Origin of the sequence: Pseudofrankia inefficax, assembly GCF_000166135.1 — a bacterium.
GTDB lineage: Bacteria > Actinomycetota > Actinomycetes > Frankiales > Frankiaceae > Pseudofrankia > Pseudofrankia inefficax.
In genome coordinates this window covers 4544084-4559237 of record NC_014666.1, presented here as the reverse complement: position 1 = coordinate 4559237, position 15154 = coordinate 4544084, and the positions used below count along the sequence as shown (strand labels likewise).

General features: G+C 74.8%; 18 protein-coding genes. 8 read left to right on the top strand and 10 right to left on the bottom strand.

Annotation, left to right across the window (positions count from 1 at the left end; translation table 11 throughout):
* Window positions 1-126: 126 nt before the first annotated feature.
* Window positions 127-441, top strand: coding sequence for a hypothetical protein (locus FRAEUI1C_RS18500; protein ID WP_157734980.1), 315 nt, complete (start codon window positions 127-129; stop codon window positions 439-441).
* Between the two features lie 93 nt (window positions 442-534).
* Here FRAEUI1C_RS18500 and FRAEUI1C_RS18495 read toward each other — a convergent pair whose 3' ends face one another.
* From FRAEUI1C_RS18495 to FRAEUI1C_RS18475, 5 genes are all read right to left on the bottom strand, one after another.
* Window positions 535-1875, bottom strand: a complete 1341-nt coding sequence (locus FRAEUI1C_RS18495; RefSeq protein ID WP_013424852.1) for a hypothetical protein — start codon at window positions 1873-1875, stop codon at window positions 535-537.
* Window positions 1872-2492 (bottom strand): SigE family RNA polymerase sigma factor, encoded by a 621-nt coding sequence (locus tag FRAEUI1C_RS18490; RefSeq protein ID WP_013424851.1) that lies wholly within the window; start codon window positions 2490-2492, stop codon window positions 1872-1874. The genes FRAEUI1C_RS18495 and FRAEUI1C_RS18490 overlap by 4 nt, the downstream gene beginning before the upstream one ends.
* A gap of 80 nt (window positions 2493-2572) precedes the next feature.
* On the bottom strand, window positions 2573-2905 hold the full coding sequence (locus FRAEUI1C_RS18485) for a YnfA family protein (protein ID WP_013424850.1): 333 nt from the start codon (window positions 2903-2905) through the stop codon (window positions 2573-2575).
* Window positions 2906-2998: 93 nt separating this feature from the next.
* A complete protein-coding gene (locus FRAEUI1C_RS18480; protein ID WP_013424849.1) occupies window positions 2999-4093 on the bottom strand; it encodes an Rv3169 family protein in 1095 nt (364 codons plus the stop codon).
* Window positions 4094-4147: 54 nt separating this feature from the next.
* Window positions 4148-5305 (bottom strand): phosphotransferase family protein, encoded by a 1158-nt coding sequence (locus FRAEUI1C_RS18475; RefSeq protein ID WP_013424848.1) that lies wholly within the window; start codon window positions 5303-5305, stop codon window positions 4148-4150.
* A 214-nt stretch (window positions 5306-5519) separates the two neighbouring features.
* Between FRAEUI1C_RS18475 and FRAEUI1C_RS18470 the strand changes: the two genes are divergently transcribed.
* The 5 genes from FRAEUI1C_RS18470 to FRAEUI1C_RS18450 all read left to right on the top strand — a co-directional run bounded on the left by FRAEUI1C_RS18470 (window position 5520) and on the right by FRAEUI1C_RS18450 (window position 9535).
* The gene (locus FRAEUI1C_RS18470) at window positions 5520-6188 is read left to right on the top strand and encodes a SigE family RNA polymerase sigma factor (protein WP_063747999.1); all 669 of its coding nucleotides are present in this window, start codon (window positions 5520-5522) and stop codon (window positions 6186-6188) included.
* Window positions 6185-7057, top strand: a complete 873-nt coding sequence (locus FRAEUI1C_RS18465; RefSeq protein ID WP_013424846.1) for a hypothetical protein — start codon at window positions 6185-6187, stop codon at window positions 7055-7057. Before FRAEUI1C_RS18470 ends, FRAEUI1C_RS18465 begins: the two co-directional genes overlap by 4 nt.
* Window positions 7058-7156: 99 nt before the next feature.
* Window positions 7157-8185 carry a Rossmann-fold NAD(P)-binding domain-containing protein gene (locus tag FRAEUI1C_RS18460; RefSeq protein WP_013424845.1) on the top strand — a complete coding sequence of 343 codons (1029 nt, stop codon included), beginning with the start codon at window positions 7157-7159 and terminating at the stop codon, window positions 8183-8185.
* Window positions 8186-8351: 166 nt separating this feature from the next.
* Window positions 8352-9017: a hypothetical protein gene (locus FRAEUI1C_RS18455; protein ID WP_013424844.1), complete on the top strand. Its 666-nt coding sequence runs from the start codon at window positions 8352-8354 to the stop codon at window positions 9015-9017.
* 62 nt (window positions 9018-9079) lie between these two features.
* Window positions 9080-9535, top strand: a complete 456-nt coding sequence (locus FRAEUI1C_RS18450; protein WP_013424843.1) for a VOC family protein — start codon at window positions 9080-9082, stop codon at window positions 9533-9535.
* Window positions 9536-9572: 37 nt separating this feature from the next.
* On the opposite strand, the gene FRAEUI1C_RS18445 is transcribed toward FRAEUI1C_RS18450, so the two are convergent.
* The 4 genes from FRAEUI1C_RS18445 to FRAEUI1C_RS18430 form a co-directional block, all read right to left on the bottom strand.
* Window positions 9573-10703 carry a serine hydrolase domain-containing protein gene (locus FRAEUI1C_RS18445; protein WP_232425041.1) on the bottom strand — a complete coding sequence of 377 codons (1131 nt, stop codon included), beginning with the start codon at window positions 10701-10703 and terminating at the stop codon, window positions 9573-9575.
* A 74-nt stretch (window positions 10704-10777) separates the two neighbouring features.
* Entirely contained in the window at window positions 10778-11365 is a 588-nt protein-coding gene (locus FRAEUI1C_RS18440; protein WP_013424841.1) for a hypothetical protein, read from the bottom strand.
* A gap of 1 nt (window position 11366) precedes the next feature.
* Window positions 11367-11729 (bottom strand): PadR family transcriptional regulator, encoded by a 363-nt coding sequence (locus tag FRAEUI1C_RS18435; RefSeq protein WP_013424840.1) that lies wholly within the window; start codon window positions 11727-11729, stop codon window positions 11367-11369.
* 126 nt (window positions 11730-11855) lie between these two features.
* Window positions 11856-12308, bottom strand: a complete 453-nt coding sequence (locus FRAEUI1C_RS18430) for a carboxymuconolactone decarboxylase family protein (protein WP_013424839.1) — start codon at window positions 12306-12308, stop codon at window positions 11856-11858.
* A 91-nt stretch (window positions 12309-12399) separates the two neighbouring features.
* On the opposite strand from FRAEUI1C_RS18430, the gene FRAEUI1C_RS18425 reads away from it, so the two are divergent.
* A complete protein-coding gene (locus tag FRAEUI1C_RS18425) occupies window positions 12400-13407 on the top strand; it encodes a sigma-70 family RNA polymerase sigma factor (protein ID WP_013424838.1) in 1008 nt (335 codons plus the stop codon).
* 60 nt (window positions 13408-13467) lie between these two features.
* Here the strand turns inward: FRAEUI1C_RS18425 and FRAEUI1C_RS40235 are convergent, their stop codons facing one another.
* Window positions 13468-14121: a TetR/AcrR family transcriptional regulator gene (locus FRAEUI1C_RS40235; protein ID WP_013424837.1), complete on the bottom strand. Its 654-nt coding sequence runs from the start codon at window positions 14119-14121 to the stop codon at window positions 13468-13470.
* A gap of 319 nt (window positions 14122-14440) precedes the next feature.
* Here FRAEUI1C_RS40235 and FRAEUI1C_RS18415 point away from each other — a divergent pair, with 319 nt between their 5' ends.
* Window positions 14441-15130: an enoyl-CoA hydratase/isomerase family protein gene (locus tag FRAEUI1C_RS18415; RefSeq protein WP_013424835.1), complete on the top strand. Its 690-nt coding sequence runs from the start codon at window positions 14441-14443 to the stop codon at window positions 15128-15130.
* Window positions 15131-15154: the final 24 nt, after the last annotated feature.

The window sequence follows — 15154 nt, the reverse complement described above, 5'->3', positions numbered from 1 at the left end:
CGGTCGGCGTGGTCGACTGGGCGGGTGGCCGAGCCGGAGGTGGGGTCCCGTGGTGAGCGGGCGTGCTGTTCGCTGTGTGGCCATGCCTGGTCGGCGCATTTCGGTGGTGGGCCGACGGCGGTGTGGGTGACCTGCTGTGCGGTGCCCGAGGGGGCCGGCGAGGCGGCCGGGCTGTCGTCTGGTTCGGTAGATGGGGCGGCGCTGCCGGTGGTGGCCGGTCTGGCTGGTCCGGCGTTGGGCTGCTACTGCCGGCGTGGCGTCGAGGAGTTCCGCGCGGAGGCGCTGGCGGGCGGCGACGGGGTGGTGCTGTGTGTGACGTGCGGTGCGGTGCCGGCCGAGGACACGCAGTGCCGGTCCTGCCGGGAGGCTCGGCAGGAGGTGTCGCGGGCGCGTTTCGCGGCCCGGCAGGCGCAGCTCGGCCGGGGGTCCCGGCGCCGCTGACGGGGCCGGCGTGGTGGGTCTTGTTCGGGAAAGGCCCGCCGGCCGGGTACGCGGGTGGGCGTAGCCGGCAGGCGGGCTGGTGGGCGGGTTCGGTCAGGCCGGTGGGCAGGCCGGTTCGACGTCCATCGAGCTGGCCGCGTCGCAGAAGGTGTCTCTGCTGACCTGCCAGCCGGTGGGGGTATGGATGATGGTCGCGTTGCCGTAGTAGTGGGCCCGTTCGGTGCGGGTGGGGGCCCCCGGGGCGGTCGAGAGGGGCATCTGGATGCCGTAGTCCAGGTTGAAGATCGCGGTGATCGTGTTCGGGTCGACGAGCTCGACCCGCCCGGCCTCGGCGTCGGTCGGGGGTTCGATCTGGCCGCCGAACTGGGGGTTGTCGGTGAGCAGGGCCGTGTGGGTGGCGGTGAGCGCGTCGCCGCCCTGTACGGCCGCGGCGAACCGGTCGGCGCTGACGTTGTCGGTGAACGCGTCGTGGAGTACGCCGAGGACCGTGGTCGTGGTGGCGGCGTCGGGCGCTGGTGGGGCTGTCGGGTTCGGCGGGCGGGTGCCGAGCACGAGGCCGTCGGCGACGCGTTGCAGTGCGGCCAGGTCGGTCGGGCCGGCGGTGATGGACTCGACGGTGAGCATGGCGCCGGACGGTGTGGTCCAGCCGAGCAGCGCGTCGTGGTTGTAGCCCTGGCCGGAGATCCAGCCGGGCAGGCCCGGGGCGTCGTCGGTGGCGAGGACCGCGGGCCGGCCGTTGACGGTCCGCGCGGTGGTGGTGATCTTGTCGAGGTAGTTGTGCGGCGGCGTCGAGTTCTTCAGCGCGTCGGTCAGCGTGTTCAGGCCGCCGGCGGGGGGCGCCCACGAGACGGTGATCCAGAGCAGGTCGGGTCCTGGCTCGGCGGCCGCGCCGAGGGGCGGTGGGCTGGGCGTCGCGGTCGTGGGTGGCGTGGTGGCGGGGGTGTGGGTCGCGGTGAACTGGCTGAGGAACATGCCGGGGGCGAGGGTCACGCCGTGGATGGTGAGGCCCGGTGTGGCGACGTCGCGGCGGTAGAGCCGGATCGGGCCGAGGGGGCCCTGCTGCGGGGACGTGTCGGGGACGACGGCGTTGTCGACCGTGTGGGCCAGGCCGTCGGGCAGCCAGGTGGCGCTGACCCCGCCGTAGGAGGCCACGGCGGAGGGTGCGGCGGTGGGGGTCGCGGTCGCTGCCGCGGGGCTGGCGTTGAGGCCGCCGCGGGTGGTGGCGAGCAGGCCGACGGGGATGCCGACGACGAGCAGGACGAGCAGGAACGCGGTGGCGAGCCGGCTGTTGGTGCGGCGGCGGTGGGCGCCGTCGCGGATCCGGTCGGGGAAGGAAGGGCCGAAACCCGGGGTGGGCCGCCCGTCGCCGAGGGCGCGCAGATGGGAGCGCAGTTCGGGTTCGGTGAGGGTCGTGGCTGGTCGTCGGAGGGTCACCGCTGCTCTCCCTCGGGCTGGGGGGCCGCCGCGTACGACGGGGTGGGCTGGTGGCGGCGGATGCCGTTGGTCAGGATGTCCGGGCCGCGGGGTGGGCGGCCGAGGGCGCGCAGGTGTTCGCTGTCGCGCAGCCGGGCCAGGCCGCGGGAGGCCTGGGAGCGCACCGAGCCGACGGAGCAGCCGAGCGCGGCGGCGACGTCGCCTTCGGGCAGGTCGTCGACGTAGCGCAGGACGACGACGGCGCGTTGGCGCGGTGGCAGGGTGGCGAGTGCCTGGATGAGGCTGGCGCGTTGGGTGAGCTGGTCGGCGTGGTCGACGGCCGGTGCGGCGACGTCGAGGGTCCAGGGGCCGTCGTCCTGGAGTGGTACCTCGATGACGCGGGCGCGTAGCCGTCGCCAGCGGCTGGTCGCGCCGTTGACGAGGGCGCGGCGCAGGTAGGCCTCCTGGTGGCCGTCGGTGATCCGGGACCAGCGCAGGTAGGTCCGTTCGAACGCGCCCTGGACGAGGTCCTCGGCGGCGGCCCGGTCGCCGCCGACGAGGAGGATCGCGCTCATCAGCAGCCGGTCGGCAACGGCGGCGACGAACTTCTCGAAGGTCTGTTCCTCATCTGCGTGCACCCCTCGCCTCCTCGGAATGTCAGAAATGCTCCTGTTCTGACGCGGCCGGGGCGGTGTGCGATGAGAGCGCCGGTGAGGTTCTAGCCGCGGGGGGCGAACATGATGATCGCCATGCCGGCGAGGCAGACGGCGGCGCCGGCGAGGTCGAACCGGTCGGGCCGGTAGCCGTCGGCGAGCGCGCCCCACAGGATCGACCCGGCGACGAAGATGCCGCCGTAGGCGGCGAGGATGCGGCCGAAGTGGCCGTCGGGCTGCAGGGTCGCGACGAAGCCGTAGAGCGCGAGCGAGGCGACGCCGGCGGCGGCGTAGCCCCAGCCGCGGTGTTCGCGGACGGTCTGCCAGATCAGCCAGGCGCCGCCGATCTCGAAGACGGCGGCGAGGGCGAACAGGGCGGCGGAGCGGGCGACGTCCACGGCAGGCAGGCGGCTTCCTCGGCGGGCCGCCCGGTCGGGTGGCCTTCGGCCCTGACGCTACCCAGCGGTGGTGTGGTCCCCCGCCGGGTGATCCTACAGGAAGCCGGTGAGGCCGGTGGGCCGGTGGGGGCCGATCGCGAGGAGCTCGAAGAGGCCGTAGCCGACCTGGCCGTCGCGGGTGAAGCGGGCGAGGCTGTCGGTGATCCCGACGAGGCGGCTGGCGACGGCGGGGTCGGTGAGGTCGACGGTCTCGCCGTCGACGGTCAGCGGCCCCTGGTACATGCCGTGTTTCCAGCCGGGGTCGAAGCCGTAGCCGGTGCCGACGCCGAGGTGGGCGGCGAGCTGGACCTCGGCGGTGATCTCGGGGATCTTGTCGTCGCGGCGGGTGAACCGGATCGTCGCGCTCGTCGGGACGCGGGTGCCGGGTTGGAAGGTGATCGTGACGTCGGGGCGGCCGAGCTGTTCGGCGGGCCGGCCGGTCGCTTCGGGCCAGACGAGGAGTGCCTCCTCCAGGGCGCGGTTACCGGCCTCGTCCTCCTGGAGGATGACGATGACCGAGTGGTCGGGGAACTGGATCGGCAGGTAGAGCCAGAACAGGGTGTGGAACTCTCCTGGCCGGCCGGGGGGTTCGGGTTCGCCGACGGGGCGGATGCCCCAGGAGCGGTCGCGGGTGCCCCACCAGGTGTCTGGGGTGACCTGGGTGGTCTGGCCGTCGACGGTGAAGCTGCCGGTCCAGCGGCCGGTCTGCGCGAGCCGGCAGGCGTCGATGATGATCCGGTTCGCGGCGCCGCGGATGATCTGGCGGGGTTCGAGGGTCGCGGGCATGGCGGCGTCGAACGTCAGGTCGGCGGACAGGCCCCAGTCGTTGGGCTCCAGGACGAACCGGAGCTTCTTGAGGCCTTCGAGGACCTCGACGCGCAGCGGGCCGACGGTGGTGTCGAGCCGGTCGGTGCCGAGTTCGGCGGAGGCGCGCACGACGCGGTGCTCGCTGCCGCGGCGCAGCAGCGCGAACGCGTCGGCGGTGCCGAGGTTCGGGTACTGGCCGAGGCCGAAGACGAGGAACTCCTCGCCGCTGTGGGAGCCGCAGTTGAAGTAGTAGCGGTCGTAGAAGTTGCGGTCCGATGTGGCGACCTCGCGGATCGGCGCGGCGGTCTGGTGGACGGGGTAGTCGTCGAGCGGCGACAGCACGGGGTGCTCCTGGGGTTCGTCGGCGACGCGGGTGCGGCTGGCCGGGCGGAGGTCTCAGCCGGCGGCGGGTGGGGCGCCGGCGGGCGCGGTCCGTGGGGTGTCGCGGTCGGGTGGGGCGCCGGGGGCGGGCAGGTCGAGCAGCGTCGCGAGCATCCGGCTGACCGTGTTGTTGGTGATCATGTCGGTGGCGGGGTCCATCATCCCGAGTTCGACGAACATCACCAGGATCCGCAGCATGATCACGGCGAACCGGTAGGCGGCGAACACCTCGTAGTAGTCGAGGTGGCGGAGCGGCCGGCCGAGCAGCTGCTCGTAGCGGGCGACGGTGTCGGCGCGGGACGGGAAGCCGTCGAGGCGGGGGGCGTCGCAGCCGTCGCAGTGGTGGCGGTCGAGGAACAGGAACCAGGCGAGGTCGGCCTCGGGGGCGCCGAGCTCGGCCATCTCCCAGTCGAGGACCGCGGCGGCGCGGAACTCGCCGTCGAACAGGATGTTGCCGATGCGGGCGTCGCCCCACAGGAGCACGGGCGGGTCGGGTTCGTCGGGCTGGTGGGCGCGCAGCCAGTCGCGGGCGGAGGCGAGGGGCTCGGGGGGTGTGTCGAACACCGTCGCGCCGGCCCAGGTGAGCATCTGCTCGTAGTAGGCGAGCTGCTGGTCGATCCCGGTGCGGCCCCGTTCGGGGCTGTCGAGGAAGCCCAGGCCGAGGGCGTGCGGGTCGAGGCGGTGGATGCGGGCGAGGACGTCGACGCCGGCCCACCACATCGCGGCCCGGTCGGCCGGGGTGACGTCGTGTAGCCAGCCGCCGACGTGGTAGGGCGGGTTGTCGTTGGGTGCGCGGCCGTCGACGGCGCCCATGACGAAGAACGGGGCGCCGAGCAGGGCGGGGTCGGGTTCGTAGCCGAACAGCTCGGGCACGGGCAGCCCGGGGTCGGCGCCGGTGAGGGCGGCCATCACCTGGTACTGCTCGGCGAACCGGGCCTCCAGGAACACCTGGTAGACGGTCGGGGCGATCCGCAGCACGAGGCGGCGGGTCGTGCGGGCCGTGCCGTCGCCCCAGGTGGCGTCGAACAGGTGGGTCTCGTTGGAGAAGCCGAGCCCTTCGGGGCTGGTCAGTGGGCCGACGTCGACGCCGCCGGCCCCGGCGGCGAGCCGGGGGGCGAGCCAGCCGGCGAGCCGGGTCCGGGTTAACTCAGGGTCGCGTTCCTGTGCCTGCACGCCGAGCCCTTTCCGCTGTGTCCGCCTCGGGGGCCGGCCGCGGGGCGGCCGGCCGTCCCGGTCGTGAGCCACGCCACAGAACTGGAACTGGTTCTAACTCGTGCCCGGCGCGGTGTCAATCGGCCCCGCGCGGGGGCCGCCCGGGGTGGCCGCTCATCGTGGCGGGGGGCGCTTGCGTTTCGACTGGGACAGGCCAGACATGGAAGGGGCGAGGGTGCGCGCCGATGAGGAGCTGGCGTTCGAGGCGTTCGTCGCCGGGGCCGCCGACCGGCTGCTGCTGAGCGCGGTGCTGCTCGTCGGCGGGGACTGGGCCGCGGGTGAGGACCTGCTGCAGGGGGCGTTCGAACGGACCTACCGGCACTGGGCGCGGATCGCCGACGGCCAGCCCGAGGCGTATGTGCGCCGGGCGCTGGTCAACGCGGCGACGAGCCGCTGGCGGCGGCTGCGGGCGCGGGTCAGCGAGGTGCCGCTGGTCGTGGACGGCCAGTGGACCGTCGACCTCGCCGCGGACGGCCTCGACCACGCCGACCGGATGTCCCAGCGCGACGGCCTGGTCCGCGCCCTGCGGACGTTGCCGCCGCGGCAGCGCGCCGTGCTGGTGCTGCGCTACTTCGACGACCTGCCGGAGGCCGACGTCGCGGCCGCGCTGGGCTGCTCGGTCGGCTCGGTGCGTTCCCAGGCGTCGCGGGGCCTCGCGCGGCTGCGCGAGAGCGAGCACATCCGCGGGCTCGGCCGGCCCCGGGCCCGCGGCCCGGCCCCCGCCGGCGGGCTCGACGTCCTGACCAACGAGACCGGGGACGAGGACCGCGTCCCGTCCCCGCTGGCGCCGCTGGCGGCACCGGCCTTCGACGCGGCGCGTCCGGTGAGGGAGAGGTCGCTGTGAGCGCAGGGCCACGCAGGCGACGCGGACTGTCCAGGCCGGGCGTCCTGGCCGGTGCCACCGGCCCGGGTACCCCCGGCGGGGACGGCCACGTGCCGAGCTCCCCCTTCTCGGGCGCCGCGGCGGCGCCGCGGTGGGCCGACGAACTGAGCAGCGGCGCCGAGCAGGACCTGCGGGCGCAGCTGCGGGCGCTGCGCGCCGAGATGCCGCGCCGCGGCGTCGGCACCGTGTTCCCCGAGATCGTCCGCGCCCGGGCCCGGCGGCGCCGGGCCCGGATCAGGATCGCCGGTGGCGCGGCCCTCGTCGTCGCCGTCGCGCTCGGCGTCGGCCTGCCGGTGAGCCTCGCGACCGGTCGGGGCGGCGCGGCGCCGGCGGTCGCGGCGCGGTCAGGGCCCTGGGCCGACGGGACGACCGTCGGCGCGCAGCCGCCGGGTGTCCCCTGGTCGGCGGGACCGGTCGCGAACACCCTGGCCCCGCCGGACGAGGCGACCGCGGCGGCGGTGCGGGCCGTGTTCCACACCGTGTTCACCCACGGCACGACCGCGGCCGCGTTCGCCGCGGCCACCGAGGACGGCCCGGCGCTGACGGCCACCCGCGCGAAGGTGCTCGCCCGTTTCCCGCGGCTCGCCGACACGATCGAGGTCACCGTCGGGAGCCTCATCCCGATGAGCCCCGACCACGTGATCGCCAACCTGACGATGTCGTTCACCGACCCGACGATCCCGGCCCTGATCGGCACCACCTCCCGCTACGACTACTCGACGTCCGCGTCGGCGGTCCGTACGGCGACCGGCTGGAAGGTCAGCAGGGACAGCTACTGCTCGAGCATCTCCGCGCTGGGCGCGCCTGACCTGACCTGCCCGCCGGCCTGAGGGCGACCGGCCCCCGCCAGGCGGTGGGGCCGGTCGCGGGGTTCTGCCGTCAGCAGGCGGAGCTTTCCCGGGGTGGCGGCGGGCGGGGATAGTCGCGGTATGCGGCTTCTGGTGCTGGGTGGGACGGAGTTCGTCGGCACGGCGGTCGTCGAGGACGCGCTGGCCCGCGGCTGGGACGTGACGGTCCTCAACCGGGGCAGCCACCCGGCGCCGCCCGGGGTCGGTGTGCTGCGCGGCGACCGGACCGCGCCCGGTGGGCTCGACGCGCTCGCGGGCGCGGCGGGCGACTGGGACATCGCCGTGGACACGTGGTCGTGGGCGCCCGTCGCGGTCCGCGACGCCGCGGCGCTGCTCGCCGACCGGGCCGGGTGGTTCGCCTACGTCTCCAGCCGGTCGGTCTACGCCTACCCGGGGGTGCCCGGCGCGGCCGAGGACGGGCCGCTGCTGGACGGCGACCCGGACGACACCGAGGACGGCGGGCTCGCCGGGTACAACCGGATGAAGCGCGGCGGCGAGCTCGCCGCGCTGCGGGCGTTCGGGGAGGGTCGGACGCTGCTGGCCCGGCCCGGGCTGATCCTCGGCCCGGGGGAGAACATCGGCCGGCTGCCCTGGTGGCTGCACCGGGTCGCCCGCGGCGGGCGGGTCCTGGCGCCCGGCCCGGCGGACCTGGAGACCCGGTTCATCGACGTCCGTGACCTCGCCGCCTGGCTGCTGGACACCGCGGCGGCCGGCGTCGCCGGGGCGGGGGCCGGCGGGGCGTACGACGTGGTCTGCCCGCCCGGGCACGTCACGATGGCCGGCCTGCTGGCGGCCTGCCTGTCGGTGACCGGGTCGGAGGCCGAGCTGGTGTGGAGCGACCCGGAGCCGATTCTCGCCGCCGGGGTGCGTCCCTGGACCGGTCTGCCGATGTGGCTGCCGCCCGGGGAGATGTACGACTACGTCAACGGCATCGACGTCACCCGGGCGCTGGGCGCCGGCCTGCGGGTCCGCCCGGTCGCCGACACCGCCGCGGACACCTGGGCGTGGCTGCGCGGCCTCGGCGGGCCGGCGCCGCGGCGGCCGGACCGGCCGCCGGTCGGCATCGACCCGGCCGTCGAGGCCGCGATCCTGGACCGGGTGTCCGGGTGACCGGGCGCGACGCGGCCGCGGGCAGCGGCCTGGGAGCACACGGCTCTCGCAGCACACACCGGCACATCGGGGACGGTCCTGTCGGGCGGCCGACTCGTTTTCCCGCGGGCTGATCAGGCCCGGCTAAGGTGCCACTGTGTGGACGCGGACGGCCAGGACGCGGACCGTGAGAACACAGACCCTGAGGACGCGGACGCTGCCTGTCGCGGCCGGGCTGGCCGGCGCGCTGGCCGTGGCGGCCTGCTCCGCGGTCTCCACCAGCGACCAGCCGACCCGCGCCCCGTCCGCGGCGGCGAGCACACCCACCGCCATCGGGAGCGCCGGGACTGCGGGCACCGGCCCGTCGGGCGCGGCGCGGCCGGCCACGTTCCGGCTGCCGCGCTCGGCGTGTGACCTGGCTGACATGGCCGCGGTCGAGCGGCTCACCGGCCGGTCTCCGGTCGCGCCGCGCTCGGTCGCGATGTCCGCGCCCAAGCAGGGGCAGACGTTCCTGAGCTGCGCGTTCACCGCCGGGTTCGTGCCGGTCGGCGCGCTGACCGTCGGGGTCCGCGACGCCGGCCGCACCGGGGTGTCGGCCCGCGAGGAGCTCGACGACAGCGTCAGCGCCAGCGAGTACGGCCGCGGCGCCTCCCAGGACGTGACCGGCCTCGGGGACGCGGCCCGGTACGGCACGACGCCCAGCCTCGCCGGGATCACGTTCGCGACGATCTGGGTCGTCGAGGTCCGTGGCACCCAGGTCCTCGACCTGTCGGTCACCTCGGCCGCGAAGACCCCGTCCGCCGCGCGCGACCCCCTCGTCGCGATGGCCCGCACCGCCCTCGCCGGGCTCTGAGGTCGGCGGCGCCCGGGCCGCGCGGCGGCGGACTGTCACAGGCGGGCGGTATCACTGGCCGTATGACGCCTCTGCACTGGAAGCTTGTCGTCGACAGCCGGGACGCGGCCACGCTCGCCGAGTTCTGGGCGGCGGCGCTCGGCTATGTGGTCGAGGACCCGAGCCGCCTTGTCGAGCGGCTGCTGGCCGCCGGGCAGCTACCCCCGGACGCCGTCACCGAGCGGGCCGGGCGGCGGACGTTCCGCGGCTTCGCCGCCGTCCGCCATCCCGACGACCCGTTCGACGAGGTCAGTGGTGTCGGGGCCGGCCGGCGGCTGCTGTTCCAGGACGTCCCCGAACCGAAGACGGTCAAGAACCGGCTGCACCTGGACGTCCACGCGCAGGCGGGTGGCCGGGACGCCCTCGTCGCCCGGCTGGAGGCGCTCGGCGCGACCCGGGTCCGGGAGCACGACCAGGGCCCCGCCGGCCACTGGTGGGTCCTGCGCGACCCCGAGGGCAACGAGTTCTGCGCCACCTGACCGGCCTGGCGCCGGGTGCGTCGCCGGCCGGTGGGCGTCAGGGAGAGGACGGCCCGCACAGAACCTCGTCGGCCGTCTTCGCGAGCGCGGCCTCGGCGGCGGCGGGCGCGGGGTCGAGGGTGCTGGCCATGACGACCATCCGGCCGGTGTCCTCGTTCCAGAACGCCATGGTCTGGTAGCCGAAGATGGCGCCGCTGTGGCCCCAGTTCACGCCGCAGCGGTCCTGGACCCGTTCGATGCCGAGGCCGTAGCGGAAGCCCGGCGCGGCGGGATTCTCCGCGACGGTGGTCCTCAGCTGCGCGAGCAGCGGGGCGCGCAGCAGCTCGCCGCCCATCAGGGACTGGTAGAAGCGGGACACGTCCCTGGCGCTGGAGACGAGGGCGCCGGCCGCCCAGGCATGCGAGGGATTGAGCCCGGTCACGTCATACGGCCTGCCGCCGGCCGTGGGGACGAGGTCGGGCGGGACGTAGCCGTGCGCGTGGTAGCCGGGCAGGTCCCCGGTGGTGGCGGGGAAGGACGTGTCGGCCAGGCCCAGTGGCCGCAGGATCCGGTGTTGGAGCTCCTCGCCCAGCGGATGGCGGGTCACCGCCTCGATGAGCAGGCCGGCGACGATGTAGTTGGTGTTGGAGTACTCCCAGCCGGTCCCGGGTGGGAACGAGCGAGGGTGGGTCTCGGCGAGGGCCACGAGCTCCGCCGGGTCGAAGACCCGGTTCTGGACGATGCCCGCCAGGAGCGCGGGGTCGGCGGTGTAGTCGAACAGCCCGCTGGTGTGGTTGAGCAGCTGCCGGACGGTGATCGTGTCGCCGTCGCGCAGCAGGCCTGGCAGCCACCGTCCCACCGGCCGGTCGAGGGCGAGGCGGCCCTCCCCGACGAGCTGGAGCACCACGGTGGCCACGAACGTCTTCGTCACGCTGCCCACGCGTACCCGGGCCCGCGGTCGCAACGGCGCGCCCGTGGCCAGGTCCGTGACCCCCGCGGCGGCCTGGTGGATCCGGCCGTGGTCCCCCACCCGGACCAGGGCGCCGGGGACGCCGGCGGCGATGACGCCGTCCAGCAGGGTGCGCAGCTCGGGGTCGATCCTGGCCGCAGGGTCCCACTCGGTGACCCGGGGCGTCGCCGGGCCGGCCAGGGCTGGCGCGGCCCCCGCCAGCAGGGACGGGACCAGCATCGCGGTCACGAGAAACGCCGCGACCGGGAGAGCGGTGCCGGTTTTTCGTTCGCGAGGGTTTCCGGGTCGTGTGGTCATGACCGACCACCGCTTGCTCCCTCTTCGGTGACGGCCGAAGACAGCTGGTGCCGCCGCCGGGCCGGTATCAGCCGCCACATCCGGCCGGTGACGAACGCCCCGGCGAACATGAGGACGTAGACGAGCGGGGTCCAGGCTCCGCCAACGGAGGTGTGGGTTCCGTTGACGTAGGCGAAGGTCTCGTCGCTGATCAGATAGGGGACGCCGGTCCAGTGGAAGGTGCCGGTGGCACGCGGGGTGGTCGTGGTGATCCCGGCGTCGAACGCGGCCCTGCCGGTGTGCTCGAGCAGCGTCATGACAGCCTCGACGAGGAAGAGTGTGGCGACGGTGGCCGTCCAGGACGGTCGTGGCGTCAGCTCGCCGTACTCGGCGGCGAGAAAGCCGGCCGCGAGGACGCGCAGGTCACCGAGCTGACGCACGGCCTGACGGGCCCCGACGTCCTCGGCCGAGTCCAGCAGGTTGGCGCGCAGTTCCCGCCGCCTGGCGATCCGAGACCTGCGCGGCAGGTCCTGCAACCGGGCGTCCACCGCCCACACGGCGCGTTCGATACGGAGCCGGTCGAGAGTCATCCGTGGCAGGGCCATCTCAGGTGTCCTCCGTTGCGGGGGATGGGTCGGGGAGGCCTCGGACAAGCACGGGATGGACCACCGCGGCCAACGACAGCCAGCTCGCGGTGCCTTCCGCCAGGGCCTGACTACCGGCCGCGGTCGGCCGGTAGTACTTGCGGGCCGGGCCGGATCGGGAGGCGACGAGGCGCGTCTGGACCCGGCCCTCGCGTTCCAGGCGTGCCAGTGCCGGGTACACGCTGCCCTCGCTGATGTCCGAGAGCCCGAGTTCGCGCAGCCGCTGGACGATCTCGTAGCCGTAGGACTCGCGCTCGGCGAGCAGCCGGAGCAGCAGCAACGACAGGACGCCCTTGAGGAGCTGCGGATCGTGCGCCGGTGCCATGGGCAAAAACTAAGCCGAGTACTTGGCAGTGTCAAGTACTCGGCTTAGCTAGACGTCTGGTCGTTTCGATCTCGCGAAGACGGGTCGAACCCGCGACCCTGACGGTCCGGAGGGCCCGGCGTCGGCCTAGTAGGCGCCGGCGACGTGGTGGGTGGTGACGTTGAGCCGGTTCCACAGGTTGATCTGGGCGACGGTCAGGATCAGCGCCGCGAGCTGGGTCTCGTCGAAGTGGCGGGCCGCCTCGGCGAACACGGCGTCGGGGACCGGGTCCGGGCTGTCGGCGAGCCGGGTCTCCGCCTCGGCGAGGGCCAGCGCGGCCCGCTCGGCGTCGGTGAAGTACGGCGCGTCCCGCCAGCCGGCCACCGTGTCGATCCGCTCGTCGCTCTGCCCGGCCTTGCGCAGCGCGCCGGCGTGCATGTTCAGGCACCAGGCGCAGCCGTTGAGCTGGCTGGCCCGCAGGTTGACCAGCTCGATCGTCGTCTCCGAGAGGCCCGTCGCCTTCACCGCGTCACCGAGGGCGGTGAGCGCCGACAGCGCGGCGGGAACGACGTACACCGGGTGCTTCATCCGCGATTGCATGGGTCTCCTCCTGGCACCGGCCAGGCACGGTCACATCTGCCTGGCGTGGACGGTCAGTCCGGTGACCCGACCGGACGGAGGAACGTGACCGATGCCCGACCATGACCGCCCTCACACCAGTCCCACCAGCCCCCTGCCGCCCGAGCCCGGTCCTGGAGAGCCCGGCCGGGGGGAGGCCGGCGGCGGGGAGTGGCTGGCGGGGCGGTTCGAGGAGCACCGGGCCTACCTGCGGTCGGTGGCCTACCGGATGCTCGGCTCGCGCGCCGAGGCCGACGACGCCGTGCAGGAGGCCTGGCTGCGGCTGGCCCGCTCGGACGCCGGCGCGATCGAGAACCTGCGGGCCTGGCTGACGACCGTCGTCGGCCGGGTGTGCCTCAACGCGCTGCGGGCCCGGGCGGCGCGCCGGGAGGAGCCGGCCGAGCTGACGCTGGCGGATCCGGTCGTGTCCCGGCCCGACGAGGCGCCCGGCCCCGAGGAGCAGGCGCTGCTGGCCGACGCGGTCGGGGTCGCGCTGCTGGTCGTCCTCGACACGCTGGACCCGCCGGAACGGCTCGCGTTCGTGCTGCACGACCTGTTCGCCGTGCCGTTCGACGAGATCGCGCCGATGGTCGGCCGGTCCCCGCAGGCGGCCCGCCAGCTCGCCAGCCGGGCCCGGCGCCGGGTCCGCGGCGCCGCCGGGGACGCCCGGGGCGACGGGGGCGACGGGGTGGTGGCCGGTGACGACGCCCGGCGCCGGGCGGTCGTCGAGGCGTTCTTCGCCGCCGCCCGCGGCGGTGACCTCGACGGGCTGCTGGCGCTGCTCGCGCCGGACGCCGTGCTGCGCGCCGACGTCGGCGCCGCGACCGGCGCGCCCGCGGCCGCGGGCGGGGTCCGCCACGGCGCCGACGCGATCGCCCGCCAGGCGCTGCGGTTCGCGAACCCGCGCTCGACGCTGCACCCGGTGCTGGTCAACGGCACCACCGGGGTCGTCGTCACGGTCGGCGGCGAGCCGGCGGCGGTCATGGCGTTCACCGTCCTCGCGGGCCAGATCGTCGCGATCGACGCCTGGTCGGGCCCGGACCGGCTGCGGTCGGTCGACCTCGGCGCCCTCACCCGCTGAGCTGACAGGGGGCCGCGAAGTACCGCGCGGGACCGGACGGCCGTCGGGCCGAGGACCGGCCTACTGCGAGAAGAGCGCCCTGCTGAGCAGGTCCATCAGCGCACGGTTCAGCCGGGCGACATCCTCGGGATCTTCGAGGTTGAGGCCGACCACCGCTTCGAGCAGGGGCCCGATGAGCACCTGGGCGCTGACCAGGTGGAAGTACAGGGCGATGCCGACCTCTGGGTCCTCGAACTCCCGGGCCCTGCCGGCGGCGACCCGGGCCGAGTGCTCGGCGCCCAGTGCCTCGACCAGCGTCCGGAACAGCTCGACGCTCTCCTCGCCGCCCTCGATGAACACCCGGCGCATGTAGCGGGCGAGCGCGGGCTGGCTCTGCACCACCTCGGCGTATGCCCGGAAGCGGTTCGCCAACGCCTCGAGCGGGGCGTCGGACGGGCTCACCGCCTGCGCCCGGTGGAAGACGCGGCGCAGGACCTCCTCCCGGACGGCCGACTCCAGCGCCTTCTTCGACGGGTAGTAATGCAGGATCGCGCCGGGGGACACGCCGGCGGCCGCGGCCACCATCCGGATCGACGTGGCCTGAATGCCGTGGTCGGCGAAGAGGCCCAGCGCGATCTCACGCAACTGGGCGCCTGTCGACAGGTCGTCGAACTCGACACCGTCGAGCCGCGGTCGGCGGACCGCGCCCTCCTGGCGTTTCGCGGAAGCCGTCACGATGTCCCATCTCCAGACCCTCGGCTGGTGCGGACGGCACGGTGCCCGACGGGCCGAGACCCCGTGGACGCCAGCAGGCTATCAGCGCGGCTGGACCGAACATGTGTCTTGGTAGCCCGTACATGCTCGTGTTCCTGCTTGACGGGTGTTCTGGTCGTCATTACAGTCCCGCTGCCAGGAGCAGCGGGAGGATCTGTGACCCAGCGCGAGGACAGCTCAGACGCGGCGGACGGCGGCGATCACGACCCGTGGGTGCCGCCCTCGGCCCTCATCCGAGTAGCCGGCCCGTGCGCCGTCCCCGTGGCCGGCGGGCCGTCCCATGGCGCCTGACCGCGTCACGACCGAGACCCGCGGCCGGGTCCGCGTCGTGCGGCTGAACCGTCCCGACAAGCTGAACGCCGCCGACCCGGCGATGCAGCGCGGGCTGCTCGAGACGCTGCGGGCGATCCTCGCGGACGGCTCCGCCGCCGCCGCCGTCCTGACCGGTGCCGGCACGGCGTTCTGCGCCGGCGGCGACCTCGCCGTCGTCCGCGAGCTCGCCGCCGGCAACGACCGGCTCGCCGACGAGCTGGCGACCATCAACGAGGACCTGCTGACGTTGATGCTGCGCCGCGAGCTGCCCGTGGTCGCCGCGGTGAACGGGCCGGCGATCGGCTTCGGGGCCGCCCTGTTGGCGATGTGCGACATCGTCGTGATGGCCGCGTCCGCCTATGTCAGCGAGCCGCACGCGCGGTACGGCCTCGCGCCCTCGCCGGCGCTGCGCCTGGTCTGGCCCGAGCTGACGTCCCGCCTCGTCGCGAAGGAGCTCCTCCTGACCGGCCGACGGGTCGGCGCCGAGGAGGCCGTGCGGATCGGGCTCGCCAACCGGGCGGTGCCCGACGGCGCGGAGCTGGCGACGGCGGTCCAGATCGCGACCGACCTGGCGACCGTGCCCAGGGCCGGGATCCTGGCGGTCCTCCAGCAGCTGAACGGGCCGCTCGGCGACCGTGCGGCCGGGTCGGCGCCGTGAGGTCCGGTCGGCCGGGCGCCGACG

Coding starts and splice junctions, on each gene's coding strand:
- FRAEUI1C_RS18460 (WP_013424845.1), top strand. CDS start 7,157: ATGCGGCTTCTGGTGCTGGGTGGGACGGAGTTCGTCGGCACGGCGGTC.
- FRAEUI1C_RS18450 (WP_013424843.1), top strand. CDS start 9,080: ATGACGCCTCTGCACTGGAAGCTTGTCGTCGACAGCCGGGACGCGGCC.
- FRAEUI1C_RS18445 (WP_232425041.1), bottom strand. CDS start 10,703: ATGCTGGTCCCGTCCCTGCTGGCGGGGGCCGCGCCAGCCCTGGCCGGC.
- FRAEUI1C_RS18440 (WP_013424841.1), bottom strand. CDS start 11,365: ATGGCCCTGCCACGGATGACTCTCGACCGGCTCCGTATCGAACGCGCC.
- FRAEUI1C_RS18435 (WP_013424840.1), bottom strand. CDS start 11,729: ATGGCACCGGCGCACGATCCGCAGCTCCTCAAGGGCGTCCTGTCGTTG.
- FRAEUI1C_RS18430 (WP_013424839.1), bottom strand. CDS start 12,308: ATGCAATCGCGGATGAAGCACCCGGTGTACGTCGTTCCCGCCGCGCTG.
- FRAEUI1C_RS18425 (WP_013424838.1), top strand. CDS start 12,400: ATGCCCGACCATGACCGCCCTCACACCAGTCCCACCAGCCCCCTGCCG.
- FRAEUI1C_RS18415 (WP_013424835.1), top strand. CDS start 14,441: ATGGCGCCTGACCGCGTCACGACCGAGACCCGCGGCCGGGTCCGCGTC.